We start from the raw sequence: 18,251 nt of genomic DNA on the forward strand, positions 1-18,251 counted from the left end.
GGGGCATGACGAAGGTATTGAACCGCCGCGCCACAGTTGCGCAGGAAACCAAACGCACCCGCCGGCGTCGCTCCCTGCTGGCCGTCCAGATGGTGGGCGAGCTGCTGATCACGCTCGGCGTGATTGCCGTGCTCTTCGTCGCTTGGCAATTGTGGTGGACCAACGTTGAAGCCGATGCGGCTCAGGGGGCTGCCGTGAAGCAGTTCGTGCAGGAACACCAGGCACCTGCAACGAATGACCCTGCGGCCACGGCGCCGGGGGACACCAAGGAAGCCCCTGCAGTGCCGGTCGGCAAAGTGCCGGGTCACGGACAGGCGATCGGGGTCATCTACATTCCCCGCTTCGGAGCCGACTACAGCAGGCCGATCATCGAGGGCACCAGCCAGGACGTCCTGGACACGCTCGGCCTGGGCCGCTATGCGGGAACGGCCATGCCCGGGGCCATGGGGAACTTTGCCGTCGCCGGCCACCGCCAGACACATGGCGCGGTGCTCGACAACATCCACACACTGGTGCCCGGGGACGAAATCTATGTTCAGACCGCCGACGGGTTCTACACGTACGTTTTCCGGAACCAGGAGATTGTCCTGCCGAACCGGACGGACGTGCTGGCGCCGGTGCCGACTCAGCCCGGCGCAGAGCCGCAGCAACGGATTTTGACCATGACAAGCTGCAATCCGCGCTTCGGCGCCCAAGAGCGCATCATCGCGTACTCCATTTTCGATTCATGGCAGCCGCTCAGCGCAGGGCCTCCGGCGCCCATCGCCAAGCAGCTCGCCGCGCTGCAGGGGAAGGGCTAGGCCGTGTACCTTTGGCTTTTTCGGCAACTTCCCGGGCCTCTTTGGCTGAAGATCCTTCTGTCTGTGGTGATCCTTGCGGGAGCCCTGGTTGTCCTGGACCAGTTTGTGTTTCCTTGGATGGCTGAAGTGACGCATCTAACCGACGCCACCGTCGGGCAGAGCTGAGCGCGGCACAACCATGAACACGAACCCGTTTCCACCGCGGCCGGGCCGTCCCGGAAGCCGCCCGGAGGAACTCCGCGATCAGCTCCCCGCGCTGGAGGAACTCCTCAACGTCGCCCACGTGGTGAGCCTGCCGATGCGGGTGAAGTTCCGCGGAATCCTCCAGCGCGAAGCCCTGCTGCTGAACGGCCCGCTCGGCTGGGGCGAATTCTGCCCCTTCCCCGAGTACGGCGACCCGGAAGCGTCCCGCTGGCTCACCGCCGCGATCGAGGCCGGCTGGCAGGGCTTTCCCGAGCCGCTGCGCACCAGCATCCCCGTCAACGCCACGGTCCCCGCCGTCGCCGCGGACCGGGTCCAGGAGATCCTGGCCCGCTTCGGCCGAGTGGACGCCGTCAAGATCAAGGTGGCCGAGCCCGGGCAGAGCCTGGATGACGACGCCGCACGGGTTGCCGCGGTCCGCGAGGCACTCCCGGACGCGGCGATCCGGGTGGACGCGAACGGCGGCTGGGACGTCCCGGCCGCGGTCGAGGCGCTGACCCGGCTCTCCGGCGTCGGGCTGGAATACGCCGAACAGCCCGTGCCGGACATCGCCGGGCTCGCCGAGGTCCGCCGCCGGCTGCGGGCCGCCGCGATCCCGGTGCTGATCGCCGCGGACGAAAGCGTGCGCAAGGAGGACGATCCGCTCAAGGTGGCCCGCGCCGGCGCAGCGGATCTGATCGTTGTGAAAGTGGCGCCGCTCGGGGGAGTGCGCCGGGCCCTGGACATCGTGGCGCAAGCCGGGCTCCCCGCCGTCGTCAGCTCGGCGCTGGACACCTCCGTGGGAATCCGCGCCGGACTGGCGCTCGCCGCGGTGCTGCCCGAACTGCCGTATGCCTGCGGGCTGGGTACCGTGTCCCTGCTCGCCGCCGATGTCACCCGGGACCCGCTGGTTCCCGACGAGGGCGCCATCCGGGTCCGCGAGGTTGCCGCCGATCCGGAGCTGCTGGCGGAATACGCGGCCGCGGCCGGGCGCCGCGACTGGTGGCTCGACCGCCTGCGCCGGGTCCACGCGGTGCTGGCTGCCAGCCAGTGACGCAAGTGGTTTGAGAGTAAAGTGGATGCGGACGCGGCGAACTAGCCGCCGAAGATAGCTTTGGAGCGGAAGATTCGTGATGACCACCTCGGCACCCCGGCAAGATGACACGCTGGCTACGGCAAAGCGCGCGGAGGGCCAGATGGTGGCCCAGAAGGACGGGCTGCTCCGGATCGTGCAAGGCCTGCGGCGGGTCGACACGGGAACCTATGCCCTCCGCATCCGGCTGGCCGAGAATCTGGGGATCGGGACGATCGACATCAACGCGATGGCCTTTGTAGGCGAGGTGGACGGCCTCACTCCCAAGGATCTCGGTAAGGCCCTGAACATCACCACCGGCTCGGTAACGGCCATGGTGGACCGCCTGGAATCCAAGGGCTTTATGGTGCGGAAGCCCAACCCCACGGACCGGCGCAGTGTGCTGTTGCACCTGAGCCCGGAAGGAACCGACGCGATGCAGTGGGCCAACGACCACTTCGCCGCAGCGGCCGAGGCCCTTCTCCAGGAATCCTCCGAGGGCAGCATTGTGAACATCGCCGAATTTCTCGAGGGCATTGGCCAGCGGCTGATGGCTGCCGCCAGCGCCCCGGAAGAGACGGACAGCTAGCTTCTGTCCCTTGGGGGTTCACCGGTAGGCAGACGCAGTACGGTGCTGTGCCGTTCATCTCGACTTCACCTGGGAGAAGTCTCTCGGTAGTCGGCGGCTGGAAGGGTGGGCGCGACCGCAACTCACCCCCATGGAAGGTCTCTCCATGTCTGTCACCTCCGGACGCAAATTTTCCCTGCTCCCCATGCTCGGCCACACCAAAGGCAAGCGAAGCCCCGTCACCTGCGCGCTGAAGTGCGACAACGCCTGCTCGGGCGAGGTCTGCAACACCAGCACCAACAGCTACTTCCGGGACATCGCCTCCGCCACCATGTCCCGCCGCGCCGCCCTGGGCTTCGGCGCCGCCGGCGCGCTCGCCGTCGTCCTCGGCAACGCCGTGACGTCCGCCGATAAGGCAGTGGCCGACGGCGGCCCGGGCCTCGCCGCCGCGGCCAAGGACGGGTTTGGAAAATCCAAGCTGCAGTTCACCGCCATCGCACCGGTGGACGCCAGCGTGGACAAGCTGACCGTCCCCGCCGGGTTCACCTGGCAGCCGGTCATCCGCTGGGGCGACCCGCTCTTCAACGACTCGCCGGCCTTCGACCTGGATCACCAGAGCGCGGCGGCGCAGGCCCGCCAGTTCGGCTATAACAACGACTACACCGACATCCTGCCGATCGATGGCTCCAAGGACCGGCGGGCCGTGCTCTTCACCAACCACGAATACACCAACGAGTCCATCATGCTGCCGGCCGGATTCGACGCCGCCGAGGCCCGCGCGATCGGCCGTGCAGCCCACGGCCTCACAGTGGTCGAGTTGGAGCGTGCGAACAAGAACAAGCCCTGGAGCTACGTCCGGGGCGCCGGGCTGAACCGCCGCTTCCTGACCGACACCACCTACGAGCTCGATGGCCCCGCCGCCGGGTCCCCGCTGCTGAAGACCGCCGCCGATCCCTCCGGCCGGGCCATCCAGGGCACCCTGGGCAACTGCTCCGGCGGCACCACCCCGTGGGGCACGATCCTCTCCGGCGAGGAAAACTTCAACGGCTACTTCGCCGCGCCCGGAACCTCCGACGCCGACAAGCGTTACGGCCTGACCAGCAAGCCCACCGCCCGCCAGTGGGAACTCGATGACCCGCGCTTCGACACCCGCAACCCCGGATACCAGAACGAGGCCAACCGCTTCGGCTGGATCGTGGAAGTGGATCCCTTCGATCCCTCCTCCACGCCCCGCAAGCACTCCGCGATGGGCCGCTTCAAGCACGAGGGCGCCAACGTGATCGTCGCCAAGTCCGGCCACGTGGTGGCCTACATGGGCGACGACGAGCGCTTCGATTACCTGTACAAGTTCGTCTCGGCCGGCACCTACCGGCCCGGAAAGACGGCGGAGGACCGCAAGAACAACCTCACGCTGCTCTCGGAAGGCGACCTGTACGTCGCGAAGTTCACCGGCAATTCCTCGGCCGACGGGTTCGACGGCGCGGGCAAGCTTCCGGCCGACGGCGCTTTCGACGGCGCCGGTGTTTGGCTGCCCCTCGTGGTGGGCGGCCAGTCCAAGGTGGCCGGGATGTCCGTGGAAGAGGTGCTGGTGTACACCCGGCTTGCCGCCGACAAGGTGGGCCCCACCAAGATGGACCGCTGCGAGGACGTCCAGCCCAGCCCGCACACCGGCAAGGTCTACGTGGTCTGCACCAACAACGCGGACCGCGGCAAGCCCGGCAAGGAAGGGGCCACCGAGGTCAACCCCCGTACCCTCAACCGCGACGGCCACATCGTCGAAATCACCGAGACCGGGGACCAGAGCTCCACAACGTTTGGCTGGAACCTGCTGATGGTCTGCGGCGATCCGGCCAAGAACTCCGCCACCTACTTCGCCGGGTTCCCTGCCAGCCAGGTTTCACCGATCTCCTGCCCGGACAACGTGGCCTTCGATTCCGTGGGCAACCTCTGGATCTCCACCGACGGCGCGCCCTCCAGCATCGGCTACGCCGACGGGCTCTTCAAGGTGACCCTGGACGGTGCCGAACGCGGCAGGGTGGAGCAGTTCCTCGCCGTCCCGCGCGACGCCGAGACCTGCGGCCCGGTCATCCACGACGAGGAGCGCACCGTCTTCGTTGCCGTTCAGCACCCGGGTGAGGAAGGCACCTTCGCCGAACAGCACTCGTACTTCCCGGACTACGTCTCGGCCGGCGCCACACCGAAGCCCGGCCAGGTGCGCGCCCCGCGTCCGTCCGTGGTCCAGGTGTTCCGCACCGACGCCTAGCCTCCTGCCACCACGCTCCCTCACGTTTGGCAGGTTTCCTTCCCACGCTCCCTCACGTTTGGCAGGTTTCCTTCCCACGCTCCCTCACTTCCCTTATTTTGGCGGCGAGACGTGAGGGAGCGTCGGGTTTTTGCCGCGGGACGTGAGGGAGCGTCGGGTTTTTGCCGAACTGATAATTTGGGACTGTGAATAATCCGGCCGAATTGGTTGTCCCCAGAGTCCAGGCTGCAATTGCCACCGCGTTTGGCGAAGAGTTCCGGCAGACGGATCCGGTGGTCAGGCCCTCCCAGTTCGCCGACATCCAGATCAACGCCGCCATGGCCCTGGCCAAAAAGGCCGGCGTGCCGCCGCGGGACGCCGCCGCCAGGATCGTGGACGCCCTGAACCTGGACGGCATCTGCACCAGTGTGGAAATCTCCGGGCCCGGCTTCATCAATCTGAGCTTTGACGGCACCTGGATCGAGGAACTGCTCAATGCAGAGTCGGTCCAGGCCGCGTCCCCGGCCACGGCCGTCGCGCCCGCCCCGACACCGCAGCGCGTCGTCGTCGACTATTCCTCCCCGAACGTCGCCAAGGAGATGCACGTCGGCCACCTGCGCACCACCGTGGTGGGGGACAGCCTCGTCAAGGCGCTCGAAGCCCTCGGCGACACCGTGATCCGGCAGAACCACATCGGTGACTGGGGCACCCCGTTCGGGATGCTGATCGAACACTGGCTGGAGATCGGCGAGGACTCCCCGGAGGCGGCGCTGCTGGTGGAGGACCCCAGCGCGTTCTACCAGGCTGCCCGGGCCAAGTTCGATGCCTCCGCCACCGACGAGGACGGCTTCGCCACCCGGGCCCGGCTCCGGGTCGTTGCCCTGCAGGGCGGCGACCAGGAGACCTTCGCCGTCTGGCAGCGGCTGGTCGCCCAGTCCAAGCGCTACTTCAACGCCATCTACTCCACCCTCGGCATCAGCCTTACCGATGACCACATCGCCGGCGAAAGCTCCTACGACGCGCATCTGGCACAGCTGTGCCAGGAACTCGAGGAACGCGGCCTGGCCCGGATCAGCGACGGCGCCCTGTGCACCTTCCCCGCAGGATTTACCGGCCGCGACGGGCAGCCGCTGCCGCTGATTATCCGCAAGTCCGACGGCGGCTACGGCTACGGCACCACGGACCTCGCCACCATCCGCTACCGGGTCCGCGACCTGGCGGCCAACCGGATCCTCTACGTCGTGGGCGCCCCGCAGAACGTGCACCTGCGCATGGTCATGGCCAGTGCCCGGGACGCCGGGTGGCTTCCGGAGACGGTCGAGGCCGTGCATGTGCAGATCGGCAACGTGCTCGGCGAGGACGGGAAGATCCTCAAATCCCGTTCCGGCGCCCCGGTGAAGCTCATGGCCCTGCTCGAAGAGGCCGTGGACCGTGCCCGCGCCGTCATCGACGCGAGCCGGCCCGAGCTCAGCGACGCGGAGCGCGCCGTGACCGCCCGCCAGGTGGGCATCGGCGCCGTCAAGTACGCCGACCTCTCCACCGGCCACGACACCGAGTATGTCTTCGACTTCGACCGCATGCTCGCCCTCAGCGGCAACACCGGGCCCTACGTGCAGTACGCTGCGGCGCGGATCCGCTCCATCCTGCGCAAAGCCGGGGTACTGGAAGGGATCACCGGCGACGGCGGCAGGCCTGCAGCCGGCGCCGCGGGAACTCCGGCGGCCGGCACGCCGGAAGCCGAAGCATCCGGCGGCCCCGCCACGGCGATCGCCGTCGTCGAACCCGCAGAACGCGCGCTGGCCCTGCACCTGCTGGAGTTCGACGCGACGCTGAACAAGGTGCGGGACGCGCTGGAGCCGCACCGGCTGTGCGGCTACCTCTTTGAGCTCGCACAGCTCTTCACCACGTTCTACGACCAGTGCCCGGTGCTCAAAGCGGAGGAATCGGTCCGTGACTCGCGGCTGGCCCTGTGCGCGCTGGCGCTGCGCCGCCTCTCCGGCGGCCTGGAACTGCTGGGCATCGAAACGCCGGAGAACATGTGAGTCCGGCGGATTCCGCTGCGGGCTCTTCAGCTCCTGGCGGCCTGACCGCGGTGGAGGCTGCGCGCATCGCCGTCGACACGCTGCTCGCCGCCGGTGTGCGCCAGGTGGTGGTGTCCCCGGGATCGCGCTCGGCGCCCATGGCCTACGCCCTGGCCGAGGCCGAAGCCGCCGGACGGGTGGAGCTGCTGGTCCGGATCGACGAAAGGTCCGCCGGCTTCACGGCCCTGGGCCTGGCCCTGTCCGCCGGTGCGCCCGCCGCCGTCCTGACCACGTCCGGGACCGCCGTCGGCAATCTCCTCCCGGCCGTCATGGAGGCCAACCACGCCGCGGTGCCGCTCGTGGTCATCTCCGCCGACCGGCCCGAGGAGCTGCGGGGGACCGGCGCCAACCAGACCACCGTGCAGCTGGACCTCTTTGGCGACCACGTCCGCTTCGCCGTCGACGTGCCCGCCGGCAGCGATCCGCAGCGCGCCGTCGACACGGCCCTCAGTGCCGCCACCGGAGCTTTCGAGGACGCCCCGCCCGGGCCGGTGCAGCTGAACCTTGCCTTCCGCGACCCGCTGGTCCCGGCCGTGGGCGACGGGCTGCCCGCGGCCGCCGGACGCGGCATCTACCGGGCCGCCCGGAACCCCCTGGCCCTGGACTTTCCGGCCGCGTCGACGGCGCTGCCGGAGCGGCGCACCGTGGTGCTGGCCGGGCACGACGCCGGCCCGGTCGCCGAGGCTTTCGCCCGCGCGCACGGCCTGCCGCTGCTGGCCGAGCCGTCTTCCAACGCCCGCTTCGGCCCCAACGCGGTAGGGCCCTACCGGCTGCTGATCGAGCACTTCGGCGCGGACGCGGCACAGCCGATCGAACGCGTGGTTCTCTTCGGCCGGCCGACGCTCTCCCGGCCGGTGAGCGCGCTGCTGGAGCGGGCGGATGTCCCGTCGGCCTTGTACCAGCCCGTTCCGGTGGCCTGGTACGAACCCGGCCGCCGCACCGAACTGCCGCTGGAAACCCTGGCGGACCTGGCGGAATTCGCCGGCCGCGGATCTGCCGCCTGGCTCGATGCCTGGCTGCTGGCAGGAGTCGCCGCGCAGCATGCCGTGGACCTGATCCTGGCCGCATCCCCGGCCGCGACCGGCCCGTCGGTGGGTGCCGAAGTCTGGAAACACGCCCGCGGGCAGCTGGTCCTGGGCTCCTCGAACGGAATCCGCGACGTCGACCTCGCCGGGGCGCCGCCCGCGGAACCCCAGGCCACCATGTTCGCCAACCGGGGCCTGGCCGGGATCGACGGCACCACGTCCACCGCCACCGGGATCGCGCTTGGCGGCGGCCAGGAAACCACCGTTCTCATGGGGGATGTGACGTTCCTGCACGACGCCGGGGGACTGCTGCTCGGCGCCGGCGAGACCGAACCGCAGCTGCGGATCGTGGTGCTCAATGACGCCGGCGGTGCCATCTTCGGGCTCCTGGAGCACGGCACAGTCGCCGCGGCGGGGCGCTACGGCGACGCCGTCGAACGCCTCTTCGCCACCCCGCAGCGGGTGGACCTCGCCGCGCTGGCCGCGGCATACGGCGTCCCGCACCGCCAGGTCGGCACGACGGCGGAACTCGCCGAGGCGCTGTCCGGTCCGCTGGTGGGCCGCAGCATCATCGAGGTGCGCACGGACCGGCACCGGCTCGGGGAACTGCACCGCGCCATCCGGGCCGCGGTGGCCACGGCCGTGGAGGGCCTCCCGCAGACGTAGCCCCCGTTCCGCTACGAAAAAGGACAGCCGCTACGTGGATCCACGTAGCGGCTGCCCGAAATCGGTATGGAATTGTCCGGGCTACAGCACCCGGCTGAGGAACTCCTTGGTGCGGGGGTGCTGGGGATTGGCCAGGACCTCCCGCGGGTCGCCCGACTCCACGACGATGCCGCCGTCCATGAAGGTCAGGCGGTCGCCGACCTCCCGGGCGAAGCCGATCTCGTGGGTCACCACGATCATGGTCATGCCCGACTTGGCGAGGTCCTTCATCACGTTCAGGACATCGCCCACGAGCTCAGGGTCGAGCGCGGACGTGGGCTCATCGAACAGCATGAGCTCGGGGTCCATGGCCAGGGCCCGGGCAATCGCGACGCGCTGCTGCTGGCCGCCGGAGAGCTGGGAGGGGTAGTGTCCGGCGCGGTCGCCGAGCCCCACCCGGTCCAGGAGCTCCAGGGCGCGTTTGCGGGCGACGGCCTTTGACTGGCCCTTGACCTGGACCGGGGCCTCCATGATGTTCTGCAGCGCGGTCTTGTGCGGGAACAGGTTGAAGCGCTGGAAGACCATGCCGATCTCGCGGCGCTGGGCGGCGATTTCCTTGGTCTTCAGGTCATGGAGCCTGCCCTTGACCTCGCGGTAGCCGATCAGGTCGCCGCCCACCGAAATGCGCCCGGCACTGATGGTCTCCAGCAGGTTCACGCAGCGCAGCATGGTGGACTTGCCCGAACCGGACGGGCCGATCACAACCGACACCTCGCCCTGGTTGACGGTCAGGTCGATGCCGCGCAGCACGTGGTGTGTGCCGTAGTACTTGTGAAGGCCCTCGATCTTGACCAGGGGCTGCTCTGTGGTGATCGTCATTTCGCCTCCTCCTCGGGGAAGTCCATCTTGAGGTCCGGCTCGGCGTTGGCGCTGGGGGCCACGGCTGCGGACGCCTTGGCGGCGGCGGGGTTGATCGCTGCCGGAACCCGGTTGTCCACGCCCTTGCCGTAGTGCGCCTCAATGAAGTGCTGGCCCACCATCAGGATGCTGGTGATGACGAGGTACCAGAAGGCGGCGACAATCAGGAGCGGAATGGGAAGGTAAATCCGGTTGGCCAGGGCGTTCGTCGCGAAGGTCAGGTCCAGCGTGAATGGCACAGCCAGGACCAGCGACGTGGTCTTCAGCATGCCGATGGTCTCGTTGCCGGTGGGCGGCACGATGACGCGCATGGCCTGCGGCAGGATGATCCGCCGCATGATCTTGCCCTTTGTCATGCCGAGGGCCTCGGCGGCCTCACTTTGGCCCTGGTCCACGGACTTCAGGCCGGCCCGGAAAATCTCTGCGAGATACGCGGACTCATTCAGGCCCAGGCCCAGGATGGCCGGGATCAGGCCGTGGGTGGGGTCCGAGGTCACCCAGGTGTAGGTTGCAGGACCAAACGGGATTCCGAGGACGATCGTCGGATAGAGAACCGTGGCGAGCCCCCAGAACAGCAGCTGGGTGTAGATCGGTGTGCCGCGGAAGAACCAGACCCAGGTCCAGCTGGACCAGCGGAACACCGGGTTGTCGGACTGCCGCATGAACGCCAGGAGGATGGCCAGGACGATGGCCAGGACCATGGACGCAAATGTCAGGAACAGGGTCCAGACGACGCCCTGGACCACCTTGGTGTCCAGGATGTAGGTGCCGACGACGTCCCAGCGGAAGTTGGGGTTCGTGAACAGGCTCTGCAGGAAGGCAAGCAGGAAGCCGACGATGATGATGGCGCTGATCCAGCGGCCGGGGTGCCGTACCGGTACTGCATTGTTCAGTACCGGTGCGGCGTGAGGGTCCTGATGGCTGTCCATCTCTGCCCCTGCTGCGGATCCGGTTGTGGGGAGGCTCAAGACGCGACCGCCGGGTTGACCTCGGACTTGGTGATGGCACCGTCGGTGACGCCCCAGCCCTCAAGGATCTTCTTGTAGGAACCGTCTTCCATCAGTTTGGTCATGGTCTTCTGGACGACGTCCGCCAGGGCCGTGTCCGACTTGGCGACGGCGATGCCCTGGGGAGCAGAATCGTAGACTTCGCCGAGCTTCTCGAGCTGGCCGTTGGTCTGGGTCAGTGCGTAGCCGATGATGGGGGAGTCGGCGGCCATGGCATCGATGCTGCCGTTGACCAGTCGGGTGGTGATGTCCGTCTGGGTCTTGAGGGTCACGATGTTAATGGGCTGCTTGCCCTCGGCGGTGCACTTCTTGTTGCGGTTCGAGAGGTCCGGATCTTCCTGGATGGTGCCGGTCTGCACGCCGATGGACTTGCCGCAGAGGTCATCGAGGGAGATCTTCTTGGGGTTGCCCTTCTGAACGGCCCAGCCGGTACCTGCCTGGTAGTAGCTGACCATGTTCACCGCGGCAAGCCGCTCCGGGTTGATCGTGAAGGAAGAGACCCCGAGGTCGTACTTCGGGCCGAGAGCCGGAAGGATGCCGGTGAATTCGGCCGTCTGGACCTGGACCTTCAGGCCGAGCGCCGCACCGATCGCCTTGGCGATGTCGACGTCGTAGCCCACGGGGGTCTGGCCGTCGGTGCCGAGGAATTCCGCGGGGGCGTAGGAGGTATCCGAGCCCACGGTCAGGGTGCCTTTAGCCTTGATCGCCTCGGGCAACATGGCCGCCAGGGCATCGTCCTTCTGGACCGTGCTGGGGTCAAAGCTGGCCGCGGCACTGCCCGAAGCGGAAGCCGCGCCGGAGGGGCCGGTCTCGGAGGCGTTCGTGCAGGCCGTCAAGGCCAATGCGCCGACGGCGAGCACCGTGGCGACCTTCATTGCGGGGTTGCTCAGGAGCGAAGGGGAGATCTGCATTTTCTTACCTTTTGTTGCCGGAGGGATGCGTAACGAGGCCGATTTATAGTGTATCGCCGAACAAGAGATGTACGTCACAGAAAACTAAGTTTCACTATTGGATAACTAAACCAGACCCGAATGCAATATCTTTAATGCCCGATCTGTCTGTGATCCCGGATTCCTGTCCGTTTCGCCAGTTCCTGCGGTGCAAGTCCGACGGCCGATTCGCCGGCCGGGCGGCGTCACCGGGCCCGCGGCCTAGCTGCTGATGCCGAGCGACTCCAGCATCGGCCGGAACTTCGCCCACGTCTCGGCGAGCTCAGTCTCGGGAACCGAGCCGTCCACCACGCCGCAGCCCGCATAGAGCCGGACCGTGTGCGGGGATTCGATGACGGCGCCACGCAGGGCGATGCCCCACTCGCCGTTGCCGGCCGCGTCGAGCCAGCCGACCGGCCCGGCATACGGGCCGCGGTCCAGGTGCTCGAGCTTGCGGATGAGCGCCCCGGCCACGGTGGTGGGGGTACCGCAGACGGCGGCGGTCGGATGCAGCGCGTTGATCAGGGCCAGGCACGTGGGGACGTGGCCTTCCACCTCGGCCAGTTCAGCCTTGACGTCCGAGGCCAGATGCCACACGTTGGGCAGTTCGAGGATGAAGGGCTCGCTGTGCGCGTTCATGGCCTCGGAAAACGGGGCCAGCTGCGTGGTCAGGGACTGGATTGCGATGTCGTGTTCGTGCCGCTGCTTCTCGGAGCCGGCCAGCACCCGTTCGGCGAATTCCAGCGGCGAGCCCGCCATGCCATCGGCGTCGCGGCGGTCCAGGGTGCCGGCCAGGACGCGCGCCTGCGCGGTGCGGCCCTCCACCTGGATCAGCATTTCCGGAGTAGCCCCCACCAGCCCGTCCACCCCGTACGTCCAGCATTCGCGGTACCGGGCGGACAGTTCGCGCAGCACCTCGGCGGCCTTGACGCCGGTGGGGACGGTGGCCACGACGTCCCGCGCCAGCACCAGCTTTTCCAGGGCGCCGGTCCGGATCTCCGCGACGCCGGCGGCAACGGCGGCCATCCAGCCTTCCTCGCTGAGCGAGCCGGTGTGCAACGTTGCCCCTGCGGCCAATGGCAAAGGACGGACGACGGCGCCACCGGCCTGCGCGGCCGCCGGCACCGGGTCGTCCACGACGGTCGCGCTGGTCCCGGGATTGGCGCTGGTCCCGGGATTGGCGCTGGTGCTGTGAAGCCAGCGGTCCAGGGCGGCGCGGGCACCGGCTTCGGTGAGGTCGCCGTCGTCGAACGTGAGCTGGGTCAGCCAGGCCTGGCCGTCACGGAGCCCGACAACGATTTCCGGGACCAGCAGCCGGGACTCATGGGCGGAGGCCTTGGAGAAGGCGAAGGAGCCGAAGGCGACCGGGCCGGTGCCGGGGCAGCAAACACTGTCCTGGATGTCGGCCTCCAGGACCTGGTGGCGCCACCAGATGTCCGCTTCAAGGAAGCGCTCGGGCCCGGTGGCGGTGAAACGGGCTATCTCGCCGAAGCCCACGAGACCGGCCTCGCGGCGGGTCCAGCAGAGGACATCGTCCCGGACCAGAAACGACGGCAGGCCCCCGGGGAAAGTTTCGGCATCGAGGGGGACTGTCAAGGTGCGGAACGTGCTCGTCATGATGGCATAACACTAGCCCGTGATCGCCCATTGGGTGGTTATACACGAGCCGGCCGGGCCTCCACGGGGCCGCGGCGGCCGTTGCCGCAGGTGAAAGCCGCGTCAATTGGCGGCCCGTTCGTGGGAGCGCCGATCATTTGAGACAATGTCAGGGTGAACCGAGCATCCTTGGATAAGCGTCCGGACGAAGTAGCCACGATGTTTGACGACGTCGCCCCCAAATACGACGTCGTCAACGATGTCCTGTCCTTGGGGCAGACGCGGCGTTGGCGCAAGGTGGTGGTGGAGGCCATGGGCGTATCGGCCGGCCAGCACGTCCTGGACCTCGCCGCCGGCACCGGCACCTCCAGCGAGCCGTACGCCGACGCAGGCATCAACGTCATCGCCTGCGATTTCTCCCTCGGCATGCTCAAGGTCGGCAAGCGCCGCCGCCCTGACATCGACTTCATCGCCGGAGATGCCACCCGCCTGCCGTTCGCGGACAACACCTTCGACGCCAGCACGATCTCCTTTGGCCTGCGCAACGTCAACGAGCCGAAGAAGGCCCTGGCCGAGATGCTGCGGGTCACCAAGCCCGGCGGCCGGCTGGTCATCGCGGAATTCTCCCAGCCCGTGGTGCCGCTGTGGCGCACGATGTACACCGAATACCTCATGCGGGCCCTGCCGGCCATCGCCGTCAAGGCCTCCTCCAACCCCGACGCCTACGTCTACCTCGCCGAGTCCATCCGCGCCTGGCCGGACCAGGACCACCTTGCGGCCTGGCTGCAGGAGGCCGGCTGGGAATCTGTCACCTACCGCAACCTCAGCGGCGGCATCGTCGCCGTGCACCGGGCCCAGAAACCGGCAGACCCCTCAACCGGCCCTGCCGCCGGCGCTGCGGCGCTGGCCGCCCACACCGGACCCGTGGCCAAGCTGCGCCGCAACATCACCCGGCCCGGCCGATAGCCGATCCCTGCTGTGAATGTACTGATCGTCGGGGCGGGCCCGGCCGGATCCACCGCCGCCTACTACCTTGCCAAAGCCGGCATTGACGTCACGGTGCTGGAGAAAACCAGCTTTCCCCGCGAGAAAGTCTGCGGCGACGGACTCACGCCGCGCGCGGTCCGCGAGATCCAGAAGCTGGGACTCGCCCACCCCGAAACCGACGGCTGGCGGCGGAACAAGGGCCTGCGCCTGATCGCCGGCGGCCGCACGATCGAACTGCCCTGGCCGGAGGTTGCCGACTTCCCGCAGTACGGGCTGATCCGGACCCGGCTCGGCTTCGACGAACAGCTCGCCCGCCATGCCCAGTCCGCGGGCGCCGTCGTGCTGGAACGCCACAGCGTCACCGAAGCGCTGCGCTCCGAGGATGGCCGGGTCACCGGCGTGCGCGCCGCGCTGCTGGACAACTCCGGACGCAAGACCGGCGAGACGCGCGACTTCAGCGCCGACGTCGTCCTCGCCGCCGACGGAAACTCGACGCGCACCGCCGTCTCACTGGGCATCGGCAAGCGCGACGACCGGCCCCTCGGCGTGGCTGTGCGGACCTACTTCACCTCGCCGCGGCACGACGACGACTGGATGGAAGGCTGGCTCGAGCTTCCCGGCCGCGACGGCAAACTCCTGCCCGGCTACGGCTGGGTGTTCGGCGTCGGCGACGGCACCTCCAACGTGGGCCTGGGCATCCTGAACTCCTCGAAGGACTTCGGCAAGCTGGACTACAAGCAGGTGCTGCGCGAATGGACCGCCGGCATGCCCGCCGACTGGGGCTTCACCCCGGACAACCAGGTGGGCGAAATCCGTGGGGCCGCGCTGCCCATGGGCTTCAACCGCACCCCGCACTATTCTCCCGGCCTGCTGCTCCTCGGCGACGCCGGCGGCATGGTCTCCCCGTTCAACGGCGAGGGCATCTCCTACGCCATGGAGTCCGCCCGCTTCGCGGCCGAATTCATCGCCGACGCGGCTGCCCGGTCGGCGTCGGCAGGCTGGAGGACCGGGGCAGAGGCTTCCAGGGCCGCCGACGCGCACCTTGCCCGTTACGCCGACTACGTGCGCCAGCAGTGGGGCTCACACTTCACACTGGGACGGGCGTTCGCCGCCCTGATCGGCAAGCCGGCCGTCATGAAACTGGCCCTACGGACCGGTATGCCTGTCCCCGTGCTCATGCGTTTCGTGGTGCGGATGCTGGCCAACCTCACCGATCCCGCCGCCAAGGGCTTCGAGGACCGGGTCATCCGGGTCCTGGAATCCCTGGTACCCGCCACGTCCAATCAGGCCACGTCCAATCAGGCAACGTCCAACAAGGCCGCGTCCACCACGGACAGCGTTCCGCACTCCGGCGCCAACTCCGCGGTTTCCGCAACAAAAAGTTAGGGTTAACCCGTGACCAACTCTGCAGACCAAAGCTGGACGCACGCCGGACACGGCCTGCCGAGCGCTGAACCCAGCCTCAACACCACCGCGATCGCCACCGGGCTCCAGCTGCCGGCAGGCTTCTCGGCCATCGCGGGCGACCCCGAGCTGGGCCCGGCGCTCACCACCAACCTGGCGCGCGTCGAGAAGAAGCTGCGCGAAGCCATTGCCAACTCCGATCCCCTGGCTGACGCAACGTCGCGCCACCTCGTGGAAGCCGGCGGCAAGCGGATCCGCCCACTGCTGACCCTGCTGTGCGCCCACCTTGGCGACGCCTCCCTGCCCGCAGTGGTGCAGGCCGCCGTCGTCGTCGAACTGACGCACCTCGCCACCCTCTACCACGACGACGTCATGGACTCCGCGCCGTTCCGCCGGGGGGCGCCGACGGCCCACGAGGTCTGGGGCAACTCCGTCGCGGTCCTGACCGGCGACCTCATCTTTGCGCGCGCCTCCATCCTGGTCTCGGAGCTCGGGTCCCGGGCGCTTGGCATCCAGGCCCGCACCTTTGAACGGCTCTGCCTGGGCCAGCTGCACGAGACCGTGGGACCGCGCCCGGACGAGGACCCCTTGGCGCACTACCTCTCCGTCATCGCGGACAAGACCGGCTCGCTCGTGGCCGCCTCCGGGCAGCTGGGTGCGATCTTCTCCGGCGCCGACGAAGCCTACGAGCCGATCCTGGTCGAGTACGGCGAGAAGGTGGGCGTGGCCTTCCAGCTCGCCGACGACGTCATTGACGTCACCGGGATCAAGGTCAAGTCCGGCAAGTCGCCGGGAACCGACCTGCGCGAGGGCGTGCCCACCCTGCCCGTGCTGCTGCTGCGCAACGCGGCCCGCGACGGCGACCTGGCCGCCGTCGAACTGCTGACGCTGATCGACGGTGACCTCAGCTCGGATGAGGCCCTGGCCGCCGCCGTGGCCGGACTCCGGGAGCACCCCGTCACTGCACAGTCCTGGGTGGTGGCACGCACTTGGGCCGATGAGGCCATTGCCGCCCTTGCCCCGCTGCCTGAGGGCGTCGTAAAGGCCTCGCTGACCAGCTTCGCCCACGCCGTAGTGGACCGCAGCAGCTAGGCGTCCACCGCCGTCCTGCCGCTGGGCCCGGCCTCCGGCCACACCAGCTACGCCAGGCCCGGCGGTACAGCCGGGCCGGAGTCGCTCCCCGGCCGGTTCTTCCGGCTGGGCGCAGCCTGCCGATTAACCTGGCTTCCGGCTTAGACGGAATGGCCCCGGTTCCTCACAACGTTCGAGTCTTCCGTTGTGCCGAACCGGGGCCATTTCTCCGTTCGCATCAGATCCACCGGAGGCATTTGGTGAACCCAAGAAAGAGCATATGACAACTTTGTAATGCTGTCTAGCGGTTTTGTAATTTGATTGTCACGGGTTCGGTCGGCGGCTTGGCGGACGCCCCGGGCACATGAGGCGGCCGCTCGCGTGACTGCGGCCGAGCGGGGCCACTTTGCCGCGCTGCGGTCTGCTTCCAGGCTGGTTTCTCGGCGTGTTGGAGTCAAAGTGCCCCACGGCGGCTGTGGATGTCCGGGATGAGGTTTTCCACATGGCGCAGCGGGGCCGGTCCCTAAGTGTCCCCGGCAGGGCACATTGGCGGAATGGACGTTGCCACTTATCTTGCTTCACGGGGCGGAGCGGCCGCCACGGCGGACCTTGGCCGGGCCGGATTCAGCCGCCACCGGCTTGCCACGGCCGTGTCCCTGGGCACCATAGTGCGGATCCGCCGCGGGCACTATGGGCTTCCGCAGGATTCCGGTGCCTACCGGGCGGCGCGCGAACTGAAGGGGTTGCTGACGTGCGTGTCGGCCGCTCCGTGCTACAGCTTGTGGACCTTGGCTCCGGCCCACTCCATGCATTTGTGTCTTGGGCACCGGGCCGCACCGCCCGGCACTGTGGCCCACGGCCGCTGCAGGCACCTCCGGCACCCGTGGCTGCCCGTGGCCGGACTCGCCGACGTCCTGATCCATGCACTCCACTGTCTGCCTGAATTGGAGGCCCTTGTCATGGTCCAGTGTGCGGTGGGCCGGGGGGACATCACCCTGGCCTTCCTCCGCAGCAAGCTCGAAGGTAACCGCAACGGACGCGCCAGGTCGGTGCTGGACCTTGTCATTCCGCGGGCCGATTCGCTGCTGGAAGTTCTCGCCAACACCGCCTTCCGCAGGGCCGGGCTGCACGTGCGCCGGCATGTGGAGATTTCCGGGGTAGGGGAGGTGGACTTCGTTGTTGAGGACTGCATCGTCGTGGAGACCGACGGTGCCTCGCACCTGGAGCCGCTGCAAGTCAAGAAGGACCGGCGGCGGAACAACGCAAGCCTCATCGGTGGTTACCTTGTACTCAGGTTCGGGTACGACGACGTCGTCCATCACCCGGAGCGGATGGTTGCGGAGGTTCTGGCGGTGCTGGAGTTGCGGCGCAGTGGGGCCTTCCGGCCGTGACGGGCAGGTCGCTGCTGCCGTCCGGGGCTACATTGGCGTCTCAGGAGGGGATCACCGGACCCGACGACGGCGGGTCCGTGTCAAAGTGCCCCCGGACCGCCGGACCCGGCCCGAGGAGAGGCCGTGGAGCCTAGTCTTCGTCCTCGTCGTTGAAGGCCCACTCGAACATGTCGAAGACGAATTCGGAGAAGGTCCCTTCCTCGCTCTTCCACTGGCCGCGGGCGTTGTTGCGGCGGTACACGATGGGATCCGGGATGCTGAGGTCCCCGACACGGAAGCCCCAGGTGAACTGCTCTTCCTCGTCCTCAAGGAACATGAGGAAGCCCTCATCATCC

At 68.2% G+C, this 18,251-nt stretch carries 14 protein-coding genes and 1 pseudogene; 10 read left to right on the forward strand and 5 right to left on the reverse strand.

What is annotated here, in order from left to right; genetic code table 11:
• Positions 1-5: 5 nt before the first annotated feature.
• From AC1D1W_RS12475 to menD, 6 genes are all read left to right on the forward strand, one after another.
• Complete coding sequence (locus AC1D1W_RS12475; protein ID WP_476943848.1) at positions 6-800, forward strand: class E sortase; 795 nt, start codon at positions 6-8, stop codon at positions 798-800.
• Between the two features lie 298 nt (positions 801-1,098).
• A complete protein-coding gene (locus AC1D1W_RS12480) occupies positions 1,099-2,034 on the forward strand; it encodes an o-succinylbenzoate synthase (protein WP_476943856.1) in 936 nt (311 codons plus the stop codon).
• Positions 2,035-2,113: 79 nt separating this feature from the next.
• Positions 2,114-2,641 (forward strand): MarR family winged helix-turn-helix transcriptional regulator, encoded by a 528-nt coding sequence (locus AC1D1W_RS12485; protein ID WP_243181957.1) that lies wholly within the window; start codon positions 2,114-2,116, stop codon positions 2,639-2,641.
• A gap of 145 nt (positions 2,642-2,786) precedes the next feature.
• A complete protein-coding gene (locus AC1D1W_RS12490) occupies positions 2,787-4,883 on the forward strand; it encodes a PhoX family protein (RefSeq protein ID WP_476943849.1) in 2,097 nt (698 codons plus the stop codon).
• A gap of 185 nt (positions 4,884-5,068) precedes the next feature.
• Positions 5,069-6,904 carry an arginine--tRNA ligase gene (gene argS, locus AC1D1W_RS12495; protein WP_476943850.1) on the forward strand — a complete coding sequence of 612 codons (1,836 nt, stop codon included), beginning with the start codon at positions 5,069-5,071 and terminating at the stop codon, positions 6,902-6,904.
• Positions 6,901-8,634 (forward strand): 2-succinyl-5-enolpyruvyl-6-hydroxy-3-cyclohexene-1-carboxylic-acid synthase, encoded by a 1,734-nt coding sequence (gene menD, locus AC1D1W_RS12500; protein WP_476943851.1) that lies wholly within the window; start codon positions 6,901-6,903, stop codon positions 8,632-8,634. Before argS ends, menD begins: the two co-directional genes overlap by 4 nt.
• 81 nt (positions 8,635-8,715) lie before the next feature.
• Here menD and AC1D1W_RS12505 read toward each other — a convergent pair whose 3' ends face one another.
• From AC1D1W_RS12505 to AC1D1W_RS12520, 4 genes are all read right to left on the reverse strand, one after another.
• Positions 8,716-9,492, reverse strand: coding sequence for an amino acid ABC transporter ATP-binding protein (locus tag AC1D1W_RS12505; protein ID WP_028276658.1), 777 nt, complete (start codon positions 9,490-9,492; stop codon positions 8,716-8,718).
• Positions 9,489-10,460 (reverse strand): amino acid ABC transporter permease, encoded by a 972-nt coding sequence (locus AC1D1W_RS12510; protein ID WP_243181961.1) that lies wholly within the window; start codon positions 10,458-10,460, stop codon positions 9,489-9,491. Before AC1D1W_RS12510 ends, AC1D1W_RS12505 begins: the two co-directional genes overlap by 4 nt.
• Positions 10,461-10,495: 35 nt before the next feature.
• Complete coding sequence (locus AC1D1W_RS12515) at positions 10,496-11,449, reverse strand: ABC transporter substrate-binding protein (RefSeq protein ID WP_476943852.1); 954 nt, start codon at positions 11,447-11,449, stop codon at positions 10,496-10,498.
• A 240-nt stretch (positions 11,450-11,689) separates the two neighbouring features.
• Positions 11,690-13,084, reverse strand: coding sequence for an isochorismate synthase (locus AC1D1W_RS12520; RefSeq protein WP_476943853.1), 1,395 nt, complete (start codon positions 13,082-13,084; stop codon positions 11,690-11,692).
• 153 nt (positions 13,085-13,237) lie between these two features.
• On the opposite strand from AC1D1W_RS12520, the gene AC1D1W_RS12525 reads away from it, so the two are divergent.
• The 4 genes from AC1D1W_RS12525 to AC1D1W_RS12540 all read left to right on the forward strand — a co-directional run bounded on the left by AC1D1W_RS12525 (position 13,238) and on the right by AC1D1W_RS12540 (position 17,916).
• Positions 13,238-14,029: a demethylmenaquinone methyltransferase gene (locus tag AC1D1W_RS12525; protein ID WP_084476083.1), complete on the forward strand. Its 792-nt coding sequence runs from the start codon at positions 13,238-13,240 to the stop codon at positions 14,027-14,029.
• 12 nt (positions 14,030-14,041) lie between these two features.
• Positions 14,042-15,436: a geranylgeranyl reductase family protein gene (locus AC1D1W_RS12530; protein ID WP_476943854.1), complete on the forward strand. Its 1,395-nt coding sequence runs from the start codon at positions 14,042-14,044 to the stop codon at positions 15,434-15,436.
• A 9-nt stretch (positions 15,437-15,445) separates the two neighbouring features.
• A complete protein-coding gene (locus AC1D1W_RS12535) occupies positions 15,446-16,546 on the forward strand; it encodes a polyprenyl synthetase family protein (protein WP_028276664.1) in 1,101 nt (366 codons plus the stop codon).
• A gap of 533 nt (positions 16,547-17,079) precedes the next feature.
• Positions 17,080-17,916, forward strand: coding sequence for a DUF559 domain-containing protein (locus tag AC1D1W_RS12540; protein ID WP_476943855.1), 837 nt, complete (start codon positions 17,080-17,082; stop codon positions 17,914-17,916).
• A gap of 130 nt (positions 17,917-18,046) precedes the next feature.
• Here AC1D1W_RS12540 and AC1D1W_RS12545 read toward each other — a convergent pair.
• Positions 18,047-18,251, reverse strand: a pseudogene (locus AC1D1W_RS12545) (hypothetical protein); the annotation flags it as partial.

The sequence above is a fragment of the Arthrobacter sp. P1_B4 genome, assembly GCF_056406555.1.